Annotated in this window: 15 protein-coding genes and 1 pseudogene; 11 read left to right on the top strand and 5 right to left on the bottom strand. The window is 64.7% G+C overall.

Annotated features, from left to right (window positions below; all coding sequences use genetic code 11):
- Window positions 1–32: 32 nt before the first annotated feature.
- Window positions 33–866, bottom strand: coding sequence for a helix-turn-helix transcriptional regulator (locus PSV33_RS03900; RefSeq protein ID WP_300558902.1), 834 nt, complete (start codon window positions 864–866; stop codon window positions 33–35).
- Window positions 867–1,037: 171 nt separating this feature from the next.
- Between PSV33_RS03900 and PSV33_RS03895 the strand changes: the two genes are divergently transcribed.
- The 5 genes from PSV33_RS03895 (at window position 1,038) to PSV33_RS03875 (ending at window position 8,027) form a co-directional block, all read left to right on the top strand.
- The gene (locus tag PSV33_RS03895) at window positions 1,038–1,463 is read left to right on the top strand and encodes a hypothetical protein (protein ID WP_300558899.1); all 426 of its coding nucleotides are present in this window, start codon (window positions 1,038–1,040) and stop codon (window positions 1,461–1,463) included.
- A 99-nt stretch (window positions 1,464–1,562) separates the two neighbouring features.
- The gene (gene serC / locus PSV33_RS03890; RefSeq protein ID WP_300558896.1) at window positions 1,563–2,645 is read left to right on the top strand and encodes a 3-phosphoserine/phosphohydroxythreonine transaminase; all 1,083 of its coding nucleotides are present in this window, start codon (window positions 1,563–1,565) and stop codon (window positions 2,643–2,645) included.
- Window positions 2,638–3,864, top strand: coding sequence for a phosphoglycerate dehydrogenase (locus PSV33_RS03885; protein WP_300558893.1), 1,227 nt, complete (start codon window positions 2,638–2,640; stop codon window positions 3,862–3,864). Before serC ends, PSV33_RS03885 begins: the two co-directional genes overlap by 8 nt.
- 68 nt (window positions 3,865–3,932) lie before the next feature.
- Window positions 3,933–6,794, top strand: a complete 2,862-nt coding sequence (locus PSV33_RS03880) for an aconitate hydratase (protein WP_300558891.1) — start codon at window positions 3,933–3,935, stop codon at window positions 6,792–6,794.
- Between the two features lie 57 nt (window positions 6,795–6,851).
- Window positions 6,852–8,027, top strand: a complete 1,176-nt coding sequence (locus tag PSV33_RS03875; protein WP_300558889.1) for an FAD-dependent monooxygenase — start codon at window positions 6,852–6,854, stop codon at window positions 8,025–8,027.
- A gap of 150 nt (window positions 8,028–8,177) precedes the next feature.
- Here the strand turns inward: PSV33_RS03875 and PSV33_RS03870 are convergent, their stop codons facing one another.
- The gene (locus PSV33_RS03870) at window positions 8,178–8,933 is read right to left on the bottom strand and encodes an SDR family oxidoreductase (protein ID WP_300558886.1); all 756 of its coding nucleotides are present in this window, start codon (window positions 8,931–8,933) and stop codon (window positions 8,178–8,180) included.
- A gap of 216 nt (window positions 8,934–9,149) precedes the next feature.
- Between PSV33_RS03870 and kynB the strand changes: the two genes are divergently transcribed.
- Genes kynB through kynA form a run of 3 tightly spaced genes read left to right on the top strand, consistent with a single transcriptional unit; the run spans window position 9,150 to window position 11,937 of the window.
- Window positions 9,150–9,818: an arylformamidase gene (gene kynB / locus PSV33_RS03865; protein WP_300558883.1), complete on the top strand. Its 669-nt coding sequence runs from the start codon at window positions 9,150–9,152 to the stop codon at window positions 9,816–9,818.
- Entirely contained in the window at window positions 9,815–11,095 is a 1,281-nt protein-coding gene (gene kynU, locus PSV33_RS03860) for a kynureninase (protein WP_300558881.1), read from the top strand. The genes kynB and kynU overlap by 4 nt, the downstream gene beginning before the upstream one ends.
- A 2-nt stretch (window positions 11,096–11,097) precedes the next feature.
- Window positions 11,098–11,937, top strand: a complete 840-nt coding sequence (kynA, locus tag PSV33_RS03855; RefSeq protein WP_300558878.1) for a tryptophan 2,3-dioxygenase — start codon at window positions 11,098–11,100, stop codon at window positions 11,935–11,937.
- A 207-nt stretch (window positions 11,938–12,144) separates the two neighbouring features.
- On the opposite strand, the gene argF is transcribed toward kynA, so the two are convergent.
- Together argF and PSV33_RS03845 are read right to left on the bottom strand one after the other, a co-directional pair.
- Window positions 12,145–13,077, bottom strand: a complete 933-nt coding sequence (gene argF, locus PSV33_RS03850) for an ornithine carbamoyltransferase (protein ID WP_300558990.1) — start codon at window positions 13,075–13,077, stop codon at window positions 12,145–12,147.
- An 80-nt stretch (window positions 13,078–13,157) separates the two neighbouring features.
- Window positions 13,158–14,381: an aspartate aminotransferase family protein gene (locus tag PSV33_RS03845; protein ID WP_300558875.1), complete on the bottom strand. Its 1,224-nt coding sequence runs from the start codon at window positions 14,379–14,381 to the stop codon at window positions 13,158–13,160.
- 233 nt (window positions 14,382–14,614) lie between these two features.
- Between PSV33_RS03845 and PSV33_RS03840 the strand changes: the two genes are divergently transcribed.
- Window positions 14,615–14,926, top strand: coding sequence for a DUF3579 domain-containing protein (locus PSV33_RS03840; protein WP_300558872.1), 312 nt, complete (start codon window positions 14,615–14,617; stop codon window positions 14,924–14,926).
- Window positions 14,927–15,189: 263 nt separating this feature from the next.
- Here the strand turns inward: PSV33_RS03840 and rpsT are convergent, their stop codons facing one another.
- Entirely contained in the window at window positions 15,190–15,498 is a 309-nt protein-coding gene (gene rpsT, locus PSV33_RS03835) for a 30S ribosomal protein S20 (protein ID WP_096667998.1), read from the bottom strand.
- 266 nt (window positions 15,499–15,764) lie between these two features.
- On the opposite strand from rpsT, the gene murJ reads away from it, so the two are divergent.
- Window positions 15,765–17,330, top strand: coding sequence for a murein biosynthesis integral membrane protein MurJ (gene murJ / locus PSV33_RS03830; RefSeq protein ID WP_300558871.1), 1,566 nt, complete (start codon window positions 15,765–15,767; stop codon window positions 17,328–17,330).
- Window positions 17,331–17,384: 54 nt separating this feature from the next.
- A pseudogene (locus tag PSV33_RS03825) lies at window positions 17,385–17,535 on the top strand (transglutaminase); the annotation flags it as partial.

Genomic DNA, 17,535 nt, shown 5'->3' with positions numbered 1-17,535 from the left:
TGCATGGTGCGCGAAGCGCCGCTGCCACGCGATCACGCGGGCGACAGCACCTTGCGCAAAACTTCGCCGGTCAGCGCGTCCGCCGGAAAGAAGGTCTCCAGCATCAGCTCTTGCAGCGTCACGTCCACCGGCGTGCCAAAAATCGTGACGGTGCTGATGAAACTCAGCACGCCATGGTCTGTGCGGAACTGGAAGGGCATGACTACACCCAGGTGTTCGCCGGCCAGATGCGTCTCGTCGGCGCCTTCGGGCAGGGGGTAGGCCTGCAGCTCGGCCAGCAGTTCGGCCAGAACCGGGTCGGCGGTGGCGGCAATCTGCTGGCGCAGGCGCTCAAACAGGTGGTTGCGCCACTGCGCAAGGTTGACGATTTTGCTGGCCAGGCCGCGCGGGTGCAGGCTCAGGCGCAGCACGTTGATCGGGGCCTGCAGCAGCTCCGGGTCGGCGCCGGCCAGCAAATGCGGCAGGGCGGCGTTGGCGGCCAGCAGGTTCCAGTGCCGGTCCAGCGCCAGCGCGGGAAACGGTTCATGGCTTTTCAGGATCAGCTCCACCGCCTGCCGGGCCGAAGCCAGCGCCGGGTCGTCCAGACGGCGTTCGCGGTACATGGGCGCATAACCGGCGGCCACCAGCAGTGTGTTGCGCTCGCGCAGGGGAATCGCCAGGCGCTCGGACAGGCGCAGCACCATTTCACGGCTGGGCACGGCGCGGCCGGTTTCCACAAAACTCAGGTGCCGGGTCGAGATGTCGGCCTCGCTGGCCAGGTCCAGCTGGCTCAGGCGCCGGTGCTGGCGCCAGTGGCGCAGGTGTTCACCAAAGGGCCGTGGGGTGGAGCGGGCAGGCCGGGCGATGGGGTGCAGGTTGGCAGTCATGGCGCCATCGTAAGGCCGGCAGGGCCGGATGCCATTACCTGTGAGGTCATAGCCACGATACACCTGCGCGGTAATCATGACGTCACCACCGCAGCAGATGGACAGCCGCTGCGGTACCTCCCTCAAGCCGCTGTCCCTTTGTCCATCGACCATTTATCCAAGGAGTTTTTCATGTCTGCTGTTGTTTCCTTCTCCTCGCTGACATCTTCCCCACGGTTCCTGCGCAGTGTCCTCTGGCTGGACGCCGCCACCGGTGTGGCCACGGGCGCCCTGCAGCTGTTGCTGACGGGTTTGCTGGCCAGCCTGCTCGGGCTGCCTGAAGCGCTGCTGCAGGTGTCTGGCTGGGCGCTATTTGGCTACGTGGCGTTGATCAGTTTTATCGCCACGCGCCAGTTTCTAGCCGCGGGGCTGGTCTGGCTGCTGATAGGCGCCAACCTGATCTGGGTGGCGGGTTGCCTGGCCCTGCTGCTGGGTGACTTTGTCACACCCACCCTGGTGGGCAAGGTGTTTATCGCGGTGCAGGCGGTGGCGGTGGGCCTGCTGGCCGAAATGCAGTGGGTTGGCCTGCGCAAGGCCGCGGCGCAGCCCGGCTGGTGAGGCAGGGGGCCGGCGCGGGACTTTCTTGTATGCTGTGCGTCTGGCCCTCTCTCAGGGGGCCGGACAGTTCCCCATCACCTCTCCTGGAAAGCCCTCTTCATGACACGCGCCTTGAACTTCAGTGCCGGACCGGCCACCCTTCCTGAAACCGTGCTGCGGCAGGCCGCCGCCGACATGCTGGACTGGAACGGTTCCGGCATGTCGGTGATGGAGATGAGTCACCGCGGCAAGGAGTTCATCTCCATCCATGCCCAGGCCGAGGCCGATTTGCGTGAACTGCTGGCGATTCCGGCCAACTACAAGGTGCTGTTCCTGCAGGGCGGCGGGCTGGGGCAGAACGCCTTCATTCCGATGAACCTGCTGCGTGGCCATGCCGGCGCGGACTTCATCAACACTGGCGAGTGGATGAAAAAATCCATCAAGGAAGCGAAGAACTTCTGCAAGGTCAACGTTGCTGCCAGTTCGGAAGCCAACGGTTTCACCAGCGTGCCGAAATTTGACACCTGGAAGCTGGACCCCGATGCAGCCTATGTGCACATCTGTTCCAACGAAACGATTGGCGGTGTCGAATACCACTGGACACCCGACACCGGCGCGGTGCCGCTGGTGGCCGACATGTCGTCCAACCTGTTGTCGCGTCCCATCGACGTCAGCCGCTACGGCCTGATTTATGCCGGCGCGCAAAAGAACATCGGCCCCTCGGGCCTGACCCTGGTGATCGTCCGCGAGGACCTGATCGGTCAGGCGATTCCCCACACGCCTTCCGTGTTTGACTACAAGCAGCAGGCCGACAACGACTCGATGTACAACACGCCGCCGACCTATGCGATCTACATCGCCGGCCTGGTGTTCAAGCACCTCAAGGCGCAGGGCGGACTGGCCGCCGTGGAAGCGCACAACCGCCGCAAGGCGGCCGTGCTGTACGACTACCTCGACGCGACCTCGTTTTACAGCAACCCGGTGGCGCGCGAAGACCGCTCGCTGATGAACGTGCCCTTCAAACTCAAGGACGAGTCGCTCGACGAGGCTTTCCTCAAGGGTGCGCAGGCACGCGGCATGGTGCAGCTCAAGGGGCATCGCTCGGTCGGCGGCATGCGTGCCTCGATCTACAACGCCATGCCGCTCGAAGGCGTGCAGGCGCTGGTGGCCTACATGAAGGAGTTTGAGGCCAGCCATGGCTGAGGTTGCGGCCCTGCCGGCGCGGCGCTTTGAGGTTCTGGTGCTTAACCAGATCTCGGCCAATGGCCTCAAACGCCTGCCGGCAGAACGCTACAGCACGGGCAAGGACATGGCGCGCCCCGATGCCGTGCTGGTGCGCTCTGCCGACATGCATGGCATGGCCCTTCCCGACAGCGTGCAGGCGATTGCCCGCGCTGGCGCCGGCACCAACAACATCCCGGTGCAGGCCATGAGTGCGCGCGGCGTGCCGGTGTTCAATGCACCGGGCGCCAACGCCAATGCAGTGAAGGAGCTGGTGCTGACCGGCATGCTGCTGGCGGCGCGCAACATCGCGCCGGCGCTGCGTTTTGTCGCCGGCCTGGACCCCACCATGGTGGAGATGGACAAGGCAGTGGAGGAGGGCAAGAAACACTTTGCGGGCTTCGAACTGGCCGGCCACACGCTGGGCATTGTGGGCCTGGGCAAGGTCGGCTGCCTCGTGGCCGACGCGGCCATCAAGCTCGGCATGCATGTCCTCGGTTACGACCCGGACATCACGGTCGACGCCGCCTGGAGCCTGCCGGCGCAGGTCAAAAAGGCAGCCAGCGTGGCCGAGGTGCTGAAAAATTCGGATTTTGTGACCCTGCACGTGCCGCTGGTGGCGGCCACGCGCGACCTGGTCAACGCCGACAACGTCAAGCTCATGCGGCCAGGTGCGGTGCTGCTCAACTTCTCGCGCGAGGGCGTGGTCAGCGAGACCGCGGTGCTGGCCGCGCTTGACGCGAAGCAACTGCGCGCCTATGTCTGCGATTTTCCCTGCGCCACGCTCAACCACCACCCCGGGGTCGTGGCGCTGCCGCATCTGGGTGCGTCCACCCGCGAAGCCGAGGAAAACTGCGCCATCATGGTGGCCGAGCAGTTGCGCGACTACCTGGAACACGGCAACGTGGTCAATGCGGTCAACTTCCCGGCCGTGGTCATGGCGCGGGAGTCGGCCTACCGGGTGGCCATTGCCAACGCCAACGTGCCCAACATGCTGGGCCAGATTTCCACCGCCATGGCCCAGGCCGGCCTGAACATCCACAACATGGTCAACAAGTCGCGCGGCGACATGGCCTACACCCTGGTCGATGTGGAAAGCCCTGTCAGCGACGCCGTGCTGGACCACCTGCGCGCCATTGAGGGCGTGCTGGGTGTGCGTTACCTGCCCGACCCGGAGCGGCCGCAAGCTGGGGACAAGTAAGCCCTGCAGTTGTTGCGAGAAACCCGACGGGGCGACAATAGCGAAAACCACACACCCAGGAGTCCGCCATGGCCCACGAGTTCGCCAAGACCCTCAAAACCTTCTCCACCGCGTCCGGCAAGACCGGCAGGTTTTACTCCCTGCCAGCGCTGGCCAGACAGTATCCGAAGATCTCCCGCCTGCCGGTGTCCATGCGCATCGTGCTGGAGTCGGTGCTGCGCAACTGCGACGGCAAAAAAGTCACGGCCGAACATGTGCGCCAGCTGGCCAACTGGTTCCCGAATGCCGACCGCACCGAGGAAATCCCCTTTGTGGTCTCGCGCGTGGTGCTGCAGGATTTCACCGGCGTGCCGCTGCTGGCCGACCTGGCGGCGATGCGCAGCGTGGCGATCAAGCTGGGCAAGAACCCGAAGGCCATCGAGCCGCTGGTGCCGGTGGACCTGGTGGTGGACCACTCCATCATGGTCGATTACTACGGTAAAAAGAACTCGCTGGACCTGAACATGAAGCTGGAGTTCCAGCGCAACAACGAGCGTTACCAGTTCATGAAATGGGGCATGCAGGCCTTTGACACTTTTGGTGTCGTGCCACCGGGCTTCGGAATTGTCCATCAGGTGAATCTGGAGTATCTGGCCCGTGGCGTGCACAAGCGTGCCGACGGCGTGTATTACCCCGACACCCTGGTCGGTACCGACAGCCACACCACCATGATCAACGGCATCGGCGTGGTTGGCTGGGGCGTGGGCGGCATCGAGGCCGAGGCCGCCATGCTCGGCCAGCCGGTCTACATGCTGACGCCCGACGTGGTCGGCTTCGAGCTGACCGGCCGCCTGCGTGAAGGCGTCACCGCCACCGACCTGGTGCTGCGGGTGACCGAGCAACTGCGCAAGGAAAAAGTCGTCGGCAAGTTTGTCGAGTTTTTCGGCGAAGGCACCCGCACACTGGCGCTGCCCGATCGCGCGACGATTGCCAACATGGCGCCTGAATACGGCGCCACCATGGGTTTTTTCCCGGTCGATGAAAAAACCATCGAATACTTCACCGGCACCGGCCGCACCAAGGCCGAGATCGAAGCCTTCGAGGCCTACTTCCGCGCGCAGGGCCTGTTTGGTGTGCCGCTGCCGGGTGAGATCGACTTTTCGCAGGTGGTCAAGCTCGACCTCGGCGATGTTACGCCCAGTTTGGCCGGCCCCAAGCGCCCGCAGGACCGCATCGAGCTGGGTCAGGTGGCGACCCAGTTCGCCTCGCTGTTCAGCAAGCCGAATGCCGAGAACGGTTTCAACCAGCCGGCCGCCCTGTTGGCCACGCGCCACTTGCTGCACCAGTCGGGAGCGGCCCAGCCCGACATTTCCCCGGGTGCGCCGCCGACACCAGCCGGCGCGCCGCGCATGGTGGTCGAAATGGAAGGCAACCGTCCCACGCTGGCAACCGCGCATGCCGACGAGCCTGCGCCTGCCCCTAAAACCGGGGGCATCACCATCGGCAACGGCGACGTGCTGATTGCCGCCATCACCAGCTGTACCAACACCTCCAACCCCAGCGTCCTGCTGGCGGCCGGTCTGCTCGCCAAGAAGGCGGTGGAAGCCGGCCTGCAGGTGCAGCCGCACATCAAGACCTCGCTGGCGCCGGGCTCGCGCATCGTCACCGAGTACCTGACCAACACCGGCTTGCTGCCTTATCTTGAAAAGCTCGGCTTTGCACTGGCTGGTTATGGCTGCACGACCTGCATCGGCAATGCCGGCGATCTGACACCCGAGATCAACGAAGCCATCACCCAGAGCGACCTGGTGTGCGCCGCCGTGCTGTCGGGCAACCGCAACTTCGAGGCGCGCATTCACCCCAACCTGAAGGCCAACTTCCTGGCCAGCCCGCCGCTGGTGGTGGCGTATGCGATTGCCGGCACGGTGCTGCGCGACCTGATGACCGAGCCGGTCGGCAAGGGCAGGGGCGGCAAGGACGTCTACCTCGGCGACATCTGGCCGACCAGCGACGAAATCTACAAGCTCATGAAGTTCGCGATGAACGGCAAGGCCTTCCGCGAGAACTACGCCAAGGTCAAGACCGAACCCGGCAAGCTCTGGGAAAAGATCCAGGGCGTGACCGGCACCGCCTACACCTGGCCCAGGAGTACCTACATCGCGGAGCCACCTTTTTTCGCGGACTTTGCCATGGACCCTGCGGCGGGCGGCCAGAAAGACGCTGTGTCGGTCAAGGGCGCGCGAATCATGGCGCTGTTCGGCGACTCCATCACCACCGACCACATTTCACCGGCCGGCTCCATCAAGGGCAGCTCGCCGGCCGGCCAGTGGCTGCTGGCGCACGGGGTGCAGAAGGCCGACTTCAACAGCTACGGCGCGCGCCGCGGCAACCACGAGGTGATGATGCGCGGCACCTTTGCCAATGTGCGCATCAAGAACCTGATGATTCCCGCCGGCCCCGATGGCTCGCGCGAGGAGGGCGGCGTGACGCTGTTTCAGCCGGGTGGCGACAAGATGTTCATTTACGACGCAGCCATGAAATACATGGAGCAAGGGATGCCCACGGTGATTTTTGCGGGCGAGGAGTACGGCACCGGTTCCTCGCGCGACTGGGCCGCCAAGGGCACCCAGCTGCTGGGCATCAAGGCGGTGGTAGCGCGCAGTTTCGAGCGCATCCACCGCAGCAACCTGGTCGGCATGGGGGTGTTGCCGCTGCAGTTTCTTCCCGGCGATTCGTGGCAGAGCCTGCGCCTGAACGGCCGGGAAGTGATTGACGTGTTGCCCGATCCCGAGCTCAAGCCGCAAAGCCGGGCCCGGCTGGTGGTGACGCGCGAAGACGGCTCGCGCGAGGAACTGGAAGTCATCCTGCGCATCGACACGCCTATCGAGGTCGACTACTACCGGCACGGTGGCATTCTGCCTTTCGTTCTCAGGCAACTGCTCGCTGCGTGAGCCGGTGGCTGACGAAAGAGCCGAAAGAGCCGGCGGTGTGATTTTCTGGGAGTTGCTATGCAGGCGCTGATTGCCGGTGGCGGCATTGGCGGGCTGGCGGCCGCGCTGGCCGGCGCGCGGGCGGGCTGGGATGTGCGCCTGTACGAGCGTGCGTCCGCCTTCAGCGAAGTCGGCGCAGGCGTCCAGCTCGGCCCCAACGTCGTCAAGGTGCTGCATGGCTGGGGCCTGGCCGATGCGCTGGCCGCCGTGGCCGCCTTTCCCGATCGTCTGGAGGTGCGCAGCGCCGTCACCGGCGAAACGCTGGGCGTTCTGCGGCTCGGCGAGGTGATGGCGCAACGTTACGGCGCGCCTTACGCGACGGTGCACCGCGCCGACCTGCATGGCCTGCTGCTGACCGCGGTGCAGCAAGCCGGTGTTGTTCTCAAGCTCAATCACACCCTCAGCACTTTCACGCAGAGCCCGGACGCCGTCACCGTGCAGAGCGGTGACGACCCGCCGGTGGAAGGCGAGGTGCTGGTGGGTGCCGATGGCTTGTGGAGCCCGGTGCGGCAGTGGTTGCTGGGCGACGGGCCACCGCGCATCACCGGCCACCTGGCCTACCGCGCCTTGCTGCCCCAGGCCGACCTGCCCGACACCCTGCGCTCCGGCCAGGTCACGGCCTGGTTGGGACCGAAGCTGCATGTGGTGCAGTACCCGGTGTGCGGCGGCCGGTCGCTCAACGTGGTGGGCATCGTCGAGGGACGCAGCGGCGGCGATCCTGACAACTGGGACCAGGGCACAGATGGCGCCGGCCTGCACGCCGCGCTGGCCGGCAGCTGCGCGCCGCTGCAGAACCTCGTGCGCGCCATTCCCGCCTGGCGTCTCTGGGCGCTGTGCGACCGCCCGCCCATGCAGGGTGCGTACCAGCATGCGCTGGGCCGCGTCGCGCTGCTCGGGGATGCGGCGCACCCGATGCGCCCCTACCTGGCCCAGGGCGCGGGCATGGCCATCGAAGACGCCGCCGAGCTGGGCCGTGCGCTGACGCAGGCGCTGGACCCGTCCCTGGATGTGCCTACCCTGCTCAATCGTTACGCCCTGAACCGTTGGGAACGCAACGCCCGGGTGCAGGCGCGGGCGATCCGCAACGGGCAGATCTTTCATGCAAGCGGGGTGGCGCAGCTCGGGCGGGACATGTCGCTCAAACTGCTGGGTGAGCGCCTGCTTGATGTGCCATGGTTGTATGGCGGGCCTTGAGGTGCTACTGAATTTGTAGCTGCTTGCGCCGTATTCATGAGGGCTACGGGCCTTTTTTGGTGCTGATCTGCTGCTGATTTGATCCGGATGTTGCGGCCTGCCTGCAAGCTGGGTAAAGAGGGGGGGATCGTCCCCCGCAGCCCTGTGGAACTAGCCTCGTCCCACAAACGGCATCTTCGTCGCCATGATGGTCATGAACTGCACATTGGTCGCCAGCGGCAAGGCCGCCATGTGCACCACCGCGTCGGCCACATGGTTCACATCCATCAGCGGTTCTATCGCAATTTCGCCATTGGCCTGCGGCACACCCTTGGCCATGCGGGCTGCCATCTCGGTCTGGGCATTGCCGATGTCGATCTGGCCACAGGCGATGTCGTATTGGCGGCAGTCCAGCGAGATCGCCTTGGTCAGGCCGGTGATCGCGTGTTTGGTGGCGGTGTAGGGCGCTGAATTAGGACGCGGCGCGTGCGCCGAGATCGAGCCGTTGTTGATGATGCGGCCGCCCTGCGGTGTCTGCGCCTTCATCAGGCGGATGGCCTGCTGCGCACACAGGAAGGAGCCGGTCAGGTTGATGTTGACGACGTTTTGCCACTGCTCGAAGCTCAGCTCTTCCATCGGCACGGCGGGCGCGCCGACGCCGGCGTTGTTGAACAGCAGGTCCAGCCGGCCAAAGGTCTGATGGACCTTGTCGAAGGCCGCACGCACCGCGTCGGGGTGGCTGACATCGCAGGGCACAGCGAGCGCCCTGTCGCCGGCGGCCGATGCCTGGGCCACCTCGTTCAACGGCTCCACGCGCCGACCCACCAGCGCCACGCGGTAACCCTCACGCAGCAGCGCCAGCGCCACCGCCTTGCCAATGCCGGTGCCTGCGCCGGTAACGAGTGCAACCTTGCCGTTTGATGTCATGGGTGAGCCTTTGTCTCTGGGTGTTGTAGGGGAAAGGGCGGCCTGTCGGCACGTGGCCCGACCTGCGCAGATTGTGCCCCAGCGGCGCGGGTCCCGCTCGTGTTCGGGCCCCGCTGCAGGCAGCGTCACGGGCAACTGCTTTAGGTTTCAACTATTTTGAAAACCTGTTGGAAATTACCGACACCACGCCATTTGCAGCGGTGCTACCTTTGTGCCATGACGTCCCGCGCCACCTCTTTCCCCTCTGAACACGCTGCCACCCGGCCGCGGAAAATCTGGGACATCTCGCCCGCCGTGGACGAGCAGGCCGCCGTGTTTCCGGGTGACGCGTTGTATGCGCAGAAGCTGCACTTTGCGCTCTCGCCCGGCTGCCCGGTCAATGTCAACACGCTCACCTTCTCGCCGCACACCGGAGCCCATGCGGACGCGCCCATGCACTACGCCAACGGCGCGGCGGCCATTGGCGCGGTGGACCTGCTGCCCTACCTCGGGCCTTGCCGCGTGATCCACTGCCTGGACAGTGGTCCGCTGGTGCAGCCGCAGCACATTGCCCACGCGCTGGCGGACCTGCCGCCGCGGGTGCTGCTGCGCACCGCCGCCGCAGCCAGCCAGTCGTGGACATTGTTTACGGCCATAGCCCCCGCCACGCTTGCGCTGCTAGCTAGCAAAAACATAGCGCTGGTCGGCATCGACACGCCCAGCGTGGACCCCGCCACCAGCCAGGACCTGCCCAGCCACCACCTGTTGCTCAAGCACGATCTGCGCGTGCTGGAAAACCTGGTGCTCGACAACGTGCCCGAAGGCGACTACGAGCTGATTGCCCTGCCTCTGAAATTAACCCGGGCCGATGCCTCGCCCGTTCGAGCCATTCTGAGAGAGCTATGACCATCACCCTGAACGACTGCCGCGCGCTCGATGCCCGCGACGCACTGCGCCCGCTGCGCGACCACTTTGTGCTGCCCGAGGGTGTGATTTATCTGGACGGCAACTCCCTGGGCGTGTTGCCCAAAAAAGCCGCGGCACGTATTGCCGACGTCATCACGCGCGAATGGGGCCAGGACCTGATCCGTTCATGGAACAGCGCCGGCTGGTTTCACATGCCGCAGCGCCTGGGCGACAGGATTGCGTCGCTGATTGGCGCCGGGCCGGGCGAGGTGGTGGCCACCGACAGCACCTCCGTCAACCTCTACAAGGTGTTGAGTGCCGCGCTGAACATGGCCGCCGAAGATGCACCGTCCAGAAAGACCATCGTCAGCGAACGCAGCAACTTCCCGACCGACCTCTACATTGCCGAGGGCCTGTGCCGCGAGCGCGGCTACCGCTTGCAGCTGGTCGAGCCCGATGACATTCCTGCCGCCTTGACGCAGGACACCGCCGTGCTGATGCTGACCCATGTGAACTACCGCACCGGCGCCATGCACGACATGGCCGCACTGACAGCCGCAGCCCATGCGGTGGGTATTCTGGCGGTGTGGGACCTGGCGCACAGCGCGGGCGCCGTGCCGGTGGACCTGAAAGGTGCCAACGCCGACTTTGCCATCGGCTGCGGCTACAAATACCTCAACGGCGGCCCCGGCGCGCCGGCCTTTGTCTGGGTTCATCCCCGGCACACCGACCGTTTCCGCCAGCCGCTGTCGGGCTGGTGGGGCCATGCCGCGCCGTTCGAGTTCACACCCGACTACCGGCCCGCGCCCGGCATCACGCGTTACCTGTGCGGCACCCAGCCCATCCTGAGCCTGGCCGCGCTCGAGTGCGGGCTCGACGTGTTCGGCGCCGCAGGGGCCCTCGGCGGCATGGCTGCGCTGCGGGCCAAGTCCTTGGGCCTGACCGATCTGTTCATCACGCTGGTGGAAGAACGCTGTGCCGGCCACGGCCTGGAACTGGCGACACCGCGTGAGCATGCAAAGCGCGGCTCACAAATATGCCTCTCGCGCGGCGAAGGCGCCTACGCCATCGTGCAAGCGTTGATTGCACGCGGCGTGATCGGCGACTTCCGGGCCGGGTCCGGTGACGGCTGGCATCCGGATATCCTGCGCTTCGGCTTCACGCCGCTGTACATCGGCTTCGAGGATGTCTGGCACGCCGTCGAACACCTGAAGCAGGTGCTGGAAACTGCTGAATGGCAGCGCCCCGAATTCAACCAGAAACATGCGGTGACCTGATCATGACCAGCCCCGAAAACATCGTCACTGACGAAAAAGCCAAGCTCGATTTCAGCCGCGACATGAGTTACGGCGACTACCTGCAGCTGGACGCCATCCTGAACGCGCAAAAACCACTCTCGCCTGCGCACGACGAGATGCTCTTCATCATCCAGCACCAGACCAGCGAACTCTGGATGAAGCTGATGCTGCACGAGCTGGGCGCAGCCATTGCAAACGTGGCCCGGGACGAACTCGGCGACGCTTTCAAGAAGCTCGCGCGCGTGAGCCGCATCATGGAGCAGCTGGTGCACGCCTGGGACGTGCTGGCGACCATGACCCCGCCCGAATACAGCGCGATACGGCCTTACCTGTCCAACTCGAGCGGCTTCCAGAGCGCGCAATACCGCTGCATCGAATTTGCGCTTGGCAACAAGAACGCCGCCATGCTCAAGCCGCACGCGCACCGGCCCGACCTGCTGGCGAAGGTCCAGGCCGCCTTCGAAGCGCCCTCTCTGTACGACGAAGCCCTGCGCCTGCTGGCCCGCCGCGGCCTGGCCGTACCTGGTAGCCACACGCAGCGCGACTGGACCCAGGGCTATGTGGAAAGTGAGGCTGTCGAGCAGGCCTGGCTGGTGGTCTACCGTGACCCCAAGCAGTACTGGGACCTGTACCAGCTCGGTGAAGAACTCACCGATCTCGAAGACGCCTTCCGCCTCTGGCGCTTCCGCCATGTGACGACGGTGGAGCGTGTGATCGGCTTCAAGCGCGGTACCGGCGGCACCGGTGGCGTGAGTTATCTGCGCAAGATGCTCGATGTGGTGTTGTTTCCGGAGATCTGGAAACTGCGGACAAATTTGTAAGCAAAACAGGGTGCCAGTCCTTACGCTGTTTGCGCTGGAAGCTATCGATTTGATAGCAATTGTCCGGCCGCTCAGGGGCCGGCACGATCAGCAGCGTTCAGCCGGTTTTTCCGGCAGCAGAAATGTCATCGAGGCCCTCAGCACACCCATGAGCCTGCGCCTGAGACTGAACAGATTGCAGGCGCTGGCGCACCAGCGGGTCGGGCGTTATTCGACCCGTCCGAGCAGAAGGAACTCCATGAGTGCCTTCTGCACGTGCAATCTGTTTTCCGCCTCGTCCCAGACCACCGACTGTGGCCCGTCGATCACTTCGGCTTCGACTTCTTCCCCGCGGTGCGCCGGCAGGCAATGCATGAAGAGTGCGTCGGGTTTGGCGGCCTTCATCATGTCGCTGTCCACGCACCAGTCGGCAAACGCCTTTTTGCGTTCTTCGTTCTCGGCCTCGTAACCCATGCTGGTCCAGACGTCGGTGGTGACCAGGTCGGCGCCGGCGCAGGCCTGCATCGGGTCCTTGAAAACCTGATAGCTGTCGGCCGAGCGGATGCCGGCCACCGACTGGTCGACCTCGTAACCGGTCGGTGTGCTCAGGTGCACCTTGAAGCCGAGGATCTCGCTGGCCTGCAGCCAGGTGTTGGCCATGTTGTTGCCGTCGCCGACCCAGGCCACCGTCTTCCCCTGAATGGAGCCGCGGTGCTCGATGTAGGTGAAGATGTCGGCCAGGATCTGACACGGATGGAATTCGTTGGTCAGCCCGTTGATCACCGGTACGCGCGAGTGTTCGGCGAACAGCTCGATCTTGGTCTGCTCGTAGGTGCGGATCATCACCAGGTCCACCATGCGGCTGATCACCTTGGCGCTGTCCTCGATCGGCTCGGCGCGGCCCAGCTGGCTGTCGCCGGTGGTCAGGTGCACCACGGAACCACCCAGCTGGTACATGCCGGCTTCAAAACTCACGCGTGTGCGGGTCGAGGCTTTCTCGAAAATCATGGCCAGCGTGCGGTCCACCAGCGGCTGGTGTTTGTCGTAGGCCTTGAATTTTTTCTTGATCAGGGCGGCGCGCCCGAAGACGTAGGCGTACTCGGCGGCGTTGAAGTCGCTGAATTGCAGGTAATGCCGCAGCGGTGTCCCCACGCTTGTCACTGCGTGTACTACGCTGCCCCCCAAGGGGGCTGAACTTGCTTCGGGCGGCCCTGCGCTGCGTTCGCTGTTTGTTTTTGTGCTCATGGTTTCTCCGCCAGCAACTGCTTGATCAGCGGGCACAAAATCGCCACGATCTCATCGGCCTCGGCCTGCGTGAGGATCAGTGGGGGAACCAGGCGGATCACGCTGTCGGCCGTCACACTGATCAGCAGGCCTTTGTCGGCGGCGCGCTTGACCAGGTCACCGCAGGGTTTGGCCAGGTCGATACCCAGCATCAGGCCCATGCCGCGGATTTCCCTGACCGCGCCCGAAGCCAGCTCGGCGGCCAGTTCGCGGGTGAGGGCGGACTTCAGATGTGCGCCCACCTTCGCGGCGTTGGCCAGCAGGCCTTCTTCCTCCATGATCCGGATGGTTTCCACCCCGGCGCGCATGGCCAACGGGTTGCCGCCGAAGGTGGTGCCGTGGTTGCCGGGGGCAAAGATGTGGGCCGCTTTCGGACCCGCCACAACCGCGCCCACCGGCACGCCCGAGCCCAGGCCTTTGGCCAGGGGCATCACGTCCGGCTTGATGCCGGCCCACTGGTGGGCAAACCACTTGCCGGTGCGGCCCATGCCGCACTGCACTTCGTCAATCATCAGCAACCAGTCGTGTTCGTCGCACAGGGCGCGCACCTGCCGCAGGTAGTCGGCGTCCATCGGGTTGACACCGCCTTCCCCCTGGATGGCTTCAAAAAAGACGGCCACCACGTTCGGGTTGCCGGCGGTGGCGGTTTCCAGCGCGGCCACGTCGTTGAGCGGCACCCGGATGAAACCCTCGACCAGCGGGCCGAAGCCGGCCTGCACCTTGGGATTGCCGGTGGCGCTCAGGGTGGCGATGCTGCGGCCATGAAAGGCTTTTTCATACACCACGATTTCAGGGCGCTCGATCCCCTTGTCATGGCCGAACTTGCGCGCCAGCTTCAATGCGGCCTCATTGGCTTCGAGGCCGGTGGAGCAGAAAAACACGTTTTCAAGGCCGGACAGTTCGACCAGCTTGGCGGCCAGCACTTCCTGGTTGGGCACGTGGTAGTAGTTGGAGCTGTGGATGATTTTGGCGATCTGGTCCTGCAAGGCGGGCACCAGTTTCGGGTGGTTGTGGCCCAGGGTGTTGACCGCAATGCCGCCCAGCCCGTCCAGGTACTCCTTGCCGTTGACGTCCCACACGCGGCAGCCCTGGCCATGCGACAAGGCTATCGGCAAGCGGCCGTAGGTGTTCATCACGTGGGGGGACGCGGCTTCGATGTGTTTGGGAAGGGCAGCGGTCATGGGGAAACTCCGGAAAAAACGGGGACTGAAAAACAGACGGCCGCGAGGGGAGCGGCGCTTCTGCAGTGATTTTAGGCGCAGACCCTGCGGCCTTTGGTGAGGATCCTGCATCACAGCCATGCGCAGCGGCGAAGGCCACAAAAACAGTCCTGAGTCTTATATAAGATAGAATCGTTGTGCGCTGCAACATGGGGCTCGATCCTGGCCCCGGGCACGCAAAAACCCTCCACCCGATGGTCTCCAACACCGCCAAAGAAGTCTTCATTCAAGGCATCACCCGCGACGGCAAAACCTTTCGCCCCAGCGACTGGGCGGACCGGCTGTGCGGCGTGATGAGCCAGTTCCGCCCCGGTGGCCCGCAACCGGGCAGTCACCTGACCTATTCCCCGTGGTGCGTGCCCACGGTGGTCAACGGCGTCAAATGTGTGGTGGTCAATAGCGAGCTGCGCAATGCCGAGCCCATGGCCTGGGACTTTGCGATCAATTTCGCCAAGGACAATGATTTGCAGATCGCCGAGGCCTGCCTGATTCCGGACAAGCCATAAAGCTACTGCGCGGGCGCGATGCGGCGTTGCGCGGTGCTCGTCATCCTCCTGTACCTCAAATACATTTCCGGTTGCTGCGCTCCGTGCGCCTTGCCTCGCGCCCGCTCGCTACGCTTTCTGGCATATCCGGGGCGAAGTTTGAAGCGCAAACAAAAAAGCCGTCGAAAGACGGCTTTTTTGCTTTGCTGGCAGCGCACCCTGCAGAACGGCGGACTGAAGAAGATCAGCCCGGGCGGGTTGCCTGATTGCTCAGGCGGTGGGTTTTACGCGGCGGGAGTGGCCAGGGCGAGTGCCTTGACCTTGGTGGACAGGCGGCTCTTGTCGCGCGCTGCCTTGTTCTTGTGGAAGATGCCCTTGTCGGCAATCGTGTCCACAATGCTCTGCGCCTTGGCGAAGAGTTCGGTGGCTTTGGTCTTGTCGCCGGCGGCGACAGCTTTTTCGACGTTTTTCACGGCGGTGCGGTATTTCGAGCGCAGCGAGGTGTTGGCGGCATTGAGTTTGCTGTCCTGGCGGACGCGTTTGCGGCCGGAGGCCAGGCGGGGGTTCTTTTTCTTGGGTTTGGCGGTAGCCATATAAGTGTTCCTTAAATGAGGAAAAGTCTGCGGATGATGCTTAGCAAAGCTTTCCATTATACCCCCACGGTCGCTCACTGCGTGTAGCTCCCGAGGCCTTGCAGGCCGCGGCTCGCTGGAAGCTTCGCCTCTGTCGCCTGTCCAAACCTGCGCAGGCAGGTTTGGAGCCCGCAGGCTCCAGCCCCTCGGGGCCGCTGCGCCTGCGGCCCCCTCGGGGGGCAGCGCAGTACGCGAAGCGACAAGCGTGGGGGCCTTAAACTCCCCGGGTGACTTTATTCAAATCCGCGTCCACCGTTTCCCTGTTCACGCTGGTGTCCCGGATCACCGGTCTGGTGCGGGAGCTGCTGGTGGCTTCGACGTTTGGCGCCAGCGCCATGACCGACGCCTTCAACGTCGCTTTCCGCATTCCCAACCTGTTTCGCCGCCTGTTTGCCGAAGGCGCATTCAGTCAGGCCTTTGTGCCGGTGCTGGCCGCCAGCAAGGCCCAGAACGGCGAAGCGGCCACCCAGGTACTGGTCAACCGGGTCGCCACCCTGCTGGCCTGGGCGCTGCTGCTGACCTGTGTGATCGGGGTGGCGGCGGCCCCGGCGCTGGTCTGGCTGATGGCCAGCGGCCTGAAGCAGGAGCCGCGCGGCTTCGAGGCGGCGGTCTTCATGACGCGCTGGATGTTCCCCTACATCGGCTTCATGTCGCTGGTGGCCCTGTCGGCCGGCATTCTGAACACCTGGAAGCGTTTTGCCGTGCCCGCCGCCACACCGGTGTTGCTGAACTTCTCCATGATTGGGGCGGCCTGGCTGGGCGCGCCCTGGCTCAAGACCCAGGGCGTGGAGCCGATTTACGCGTTGGGCGCCGGCGTCATGCTGGGCGGGGCCCTGCAACTGGCGGTGCAGGTGCCGGCCCTGCTCAGGATCGGCATGTTGCCGCGCATCGGCCTGGGCTGGACCGCCATCCGCAGCGCCTGGGACGACCCCGGAACAAGAAACATTGCCCGCCTGATGCTGCCGGCCCTGCTGGGGGTGAGCGTGGCCCATGTGTCGACCATCATCAACACCCAGATCGCCTCGCACCTGACCCCGGGCAGCGTCAGCTGGCTGACCTACGCGGACCGGCTGATGGAGTTCCCCACCGCCATGCTGGGTGTGGCCATCGGGGTGGTGCTGATGCCGCAACTGGCCGCCGCCAGGGCCGCAGGCGATGGTGACGCCTATTCCGCCATGCTGGACTGGGGTCTGCGTATCGTCGTGCTGATGGCGGTCCCGAGCGCCGTTGCCCTGCTGACCTTTGCCCAGCCGCTGGTGGCCACGCTGTACCACTACGGCGCCTTCACCGACCGCGATGTGCAGCAGACGACCACGGCATTGATGGGGTATGGCGCCGGGCTCGTGGGCCTGGTGGCCATCAAGGTGCTGGCGCCGGGTTTTTACGCCAGCCAGGACATCCGCACGCCCGTGAAAATTGCGCTGGTGGTGCTGGTGATCACGCAGTTGCTCAACCTGGCCTTTGTGCCGCTGCTGCAACACGCCGGGCTGGCGCTGGCCATCGGCATAGGCGCGCTGGTCAATGCGCTGTGGCTGCTGATCGGCCTGCGCCAGCGCGGCAGCTACCAGCCCGCGCCGGGCTGGGGCAAGTTCGCGCTGCAGGTGCTGGCCGCCACAGCGCTGCTGGCGGTCTTTTTGCTGTGGGCCGCCCAGGCTGTCAGCTGGACCGGGCTGCGGGTCGAAGCCTTCAAGCGAATCGGGTTGCTGGCCCTTGTGTTGCTTGCGTCAGGTGCTATTTATTTCGGAGCGCTTTGGGCGACCGGCCTGAAAGTGCGAAAGTTGATGCGGCGCTGACGGTTTCCGGCGATGGCACTCGCGTCGCCCGACGGTTTGTGAGAAAGTAGCGGCATGCTTCTCAATCTGGATGTTCCGTCGCCCCTGCAGTACTTTGCCAGCCTGGTTCAAAGCGATGAACATTTCCCCCTGCTGGAAGCAGCGGTCAGCGTGGCCCAGGACGAGTACCCGGATCTGGACGTGGAGCAGGTGCTCGGTGATGTGG

Origin of the sequence: Polaromonas sp., assembly GCF_029945895.1 — a bacterium.
Taxonomy (GTDB): Bacteria; Pseudomonadota; Gammaproteobacteria; order Burkholderiales; family Burkholderiaceae_C; genus Polaromonas.
Note: the sequence above shows the minus strand (reverse complement) of the source record. Positions and strands in the feature narration are given on the sequence as shown.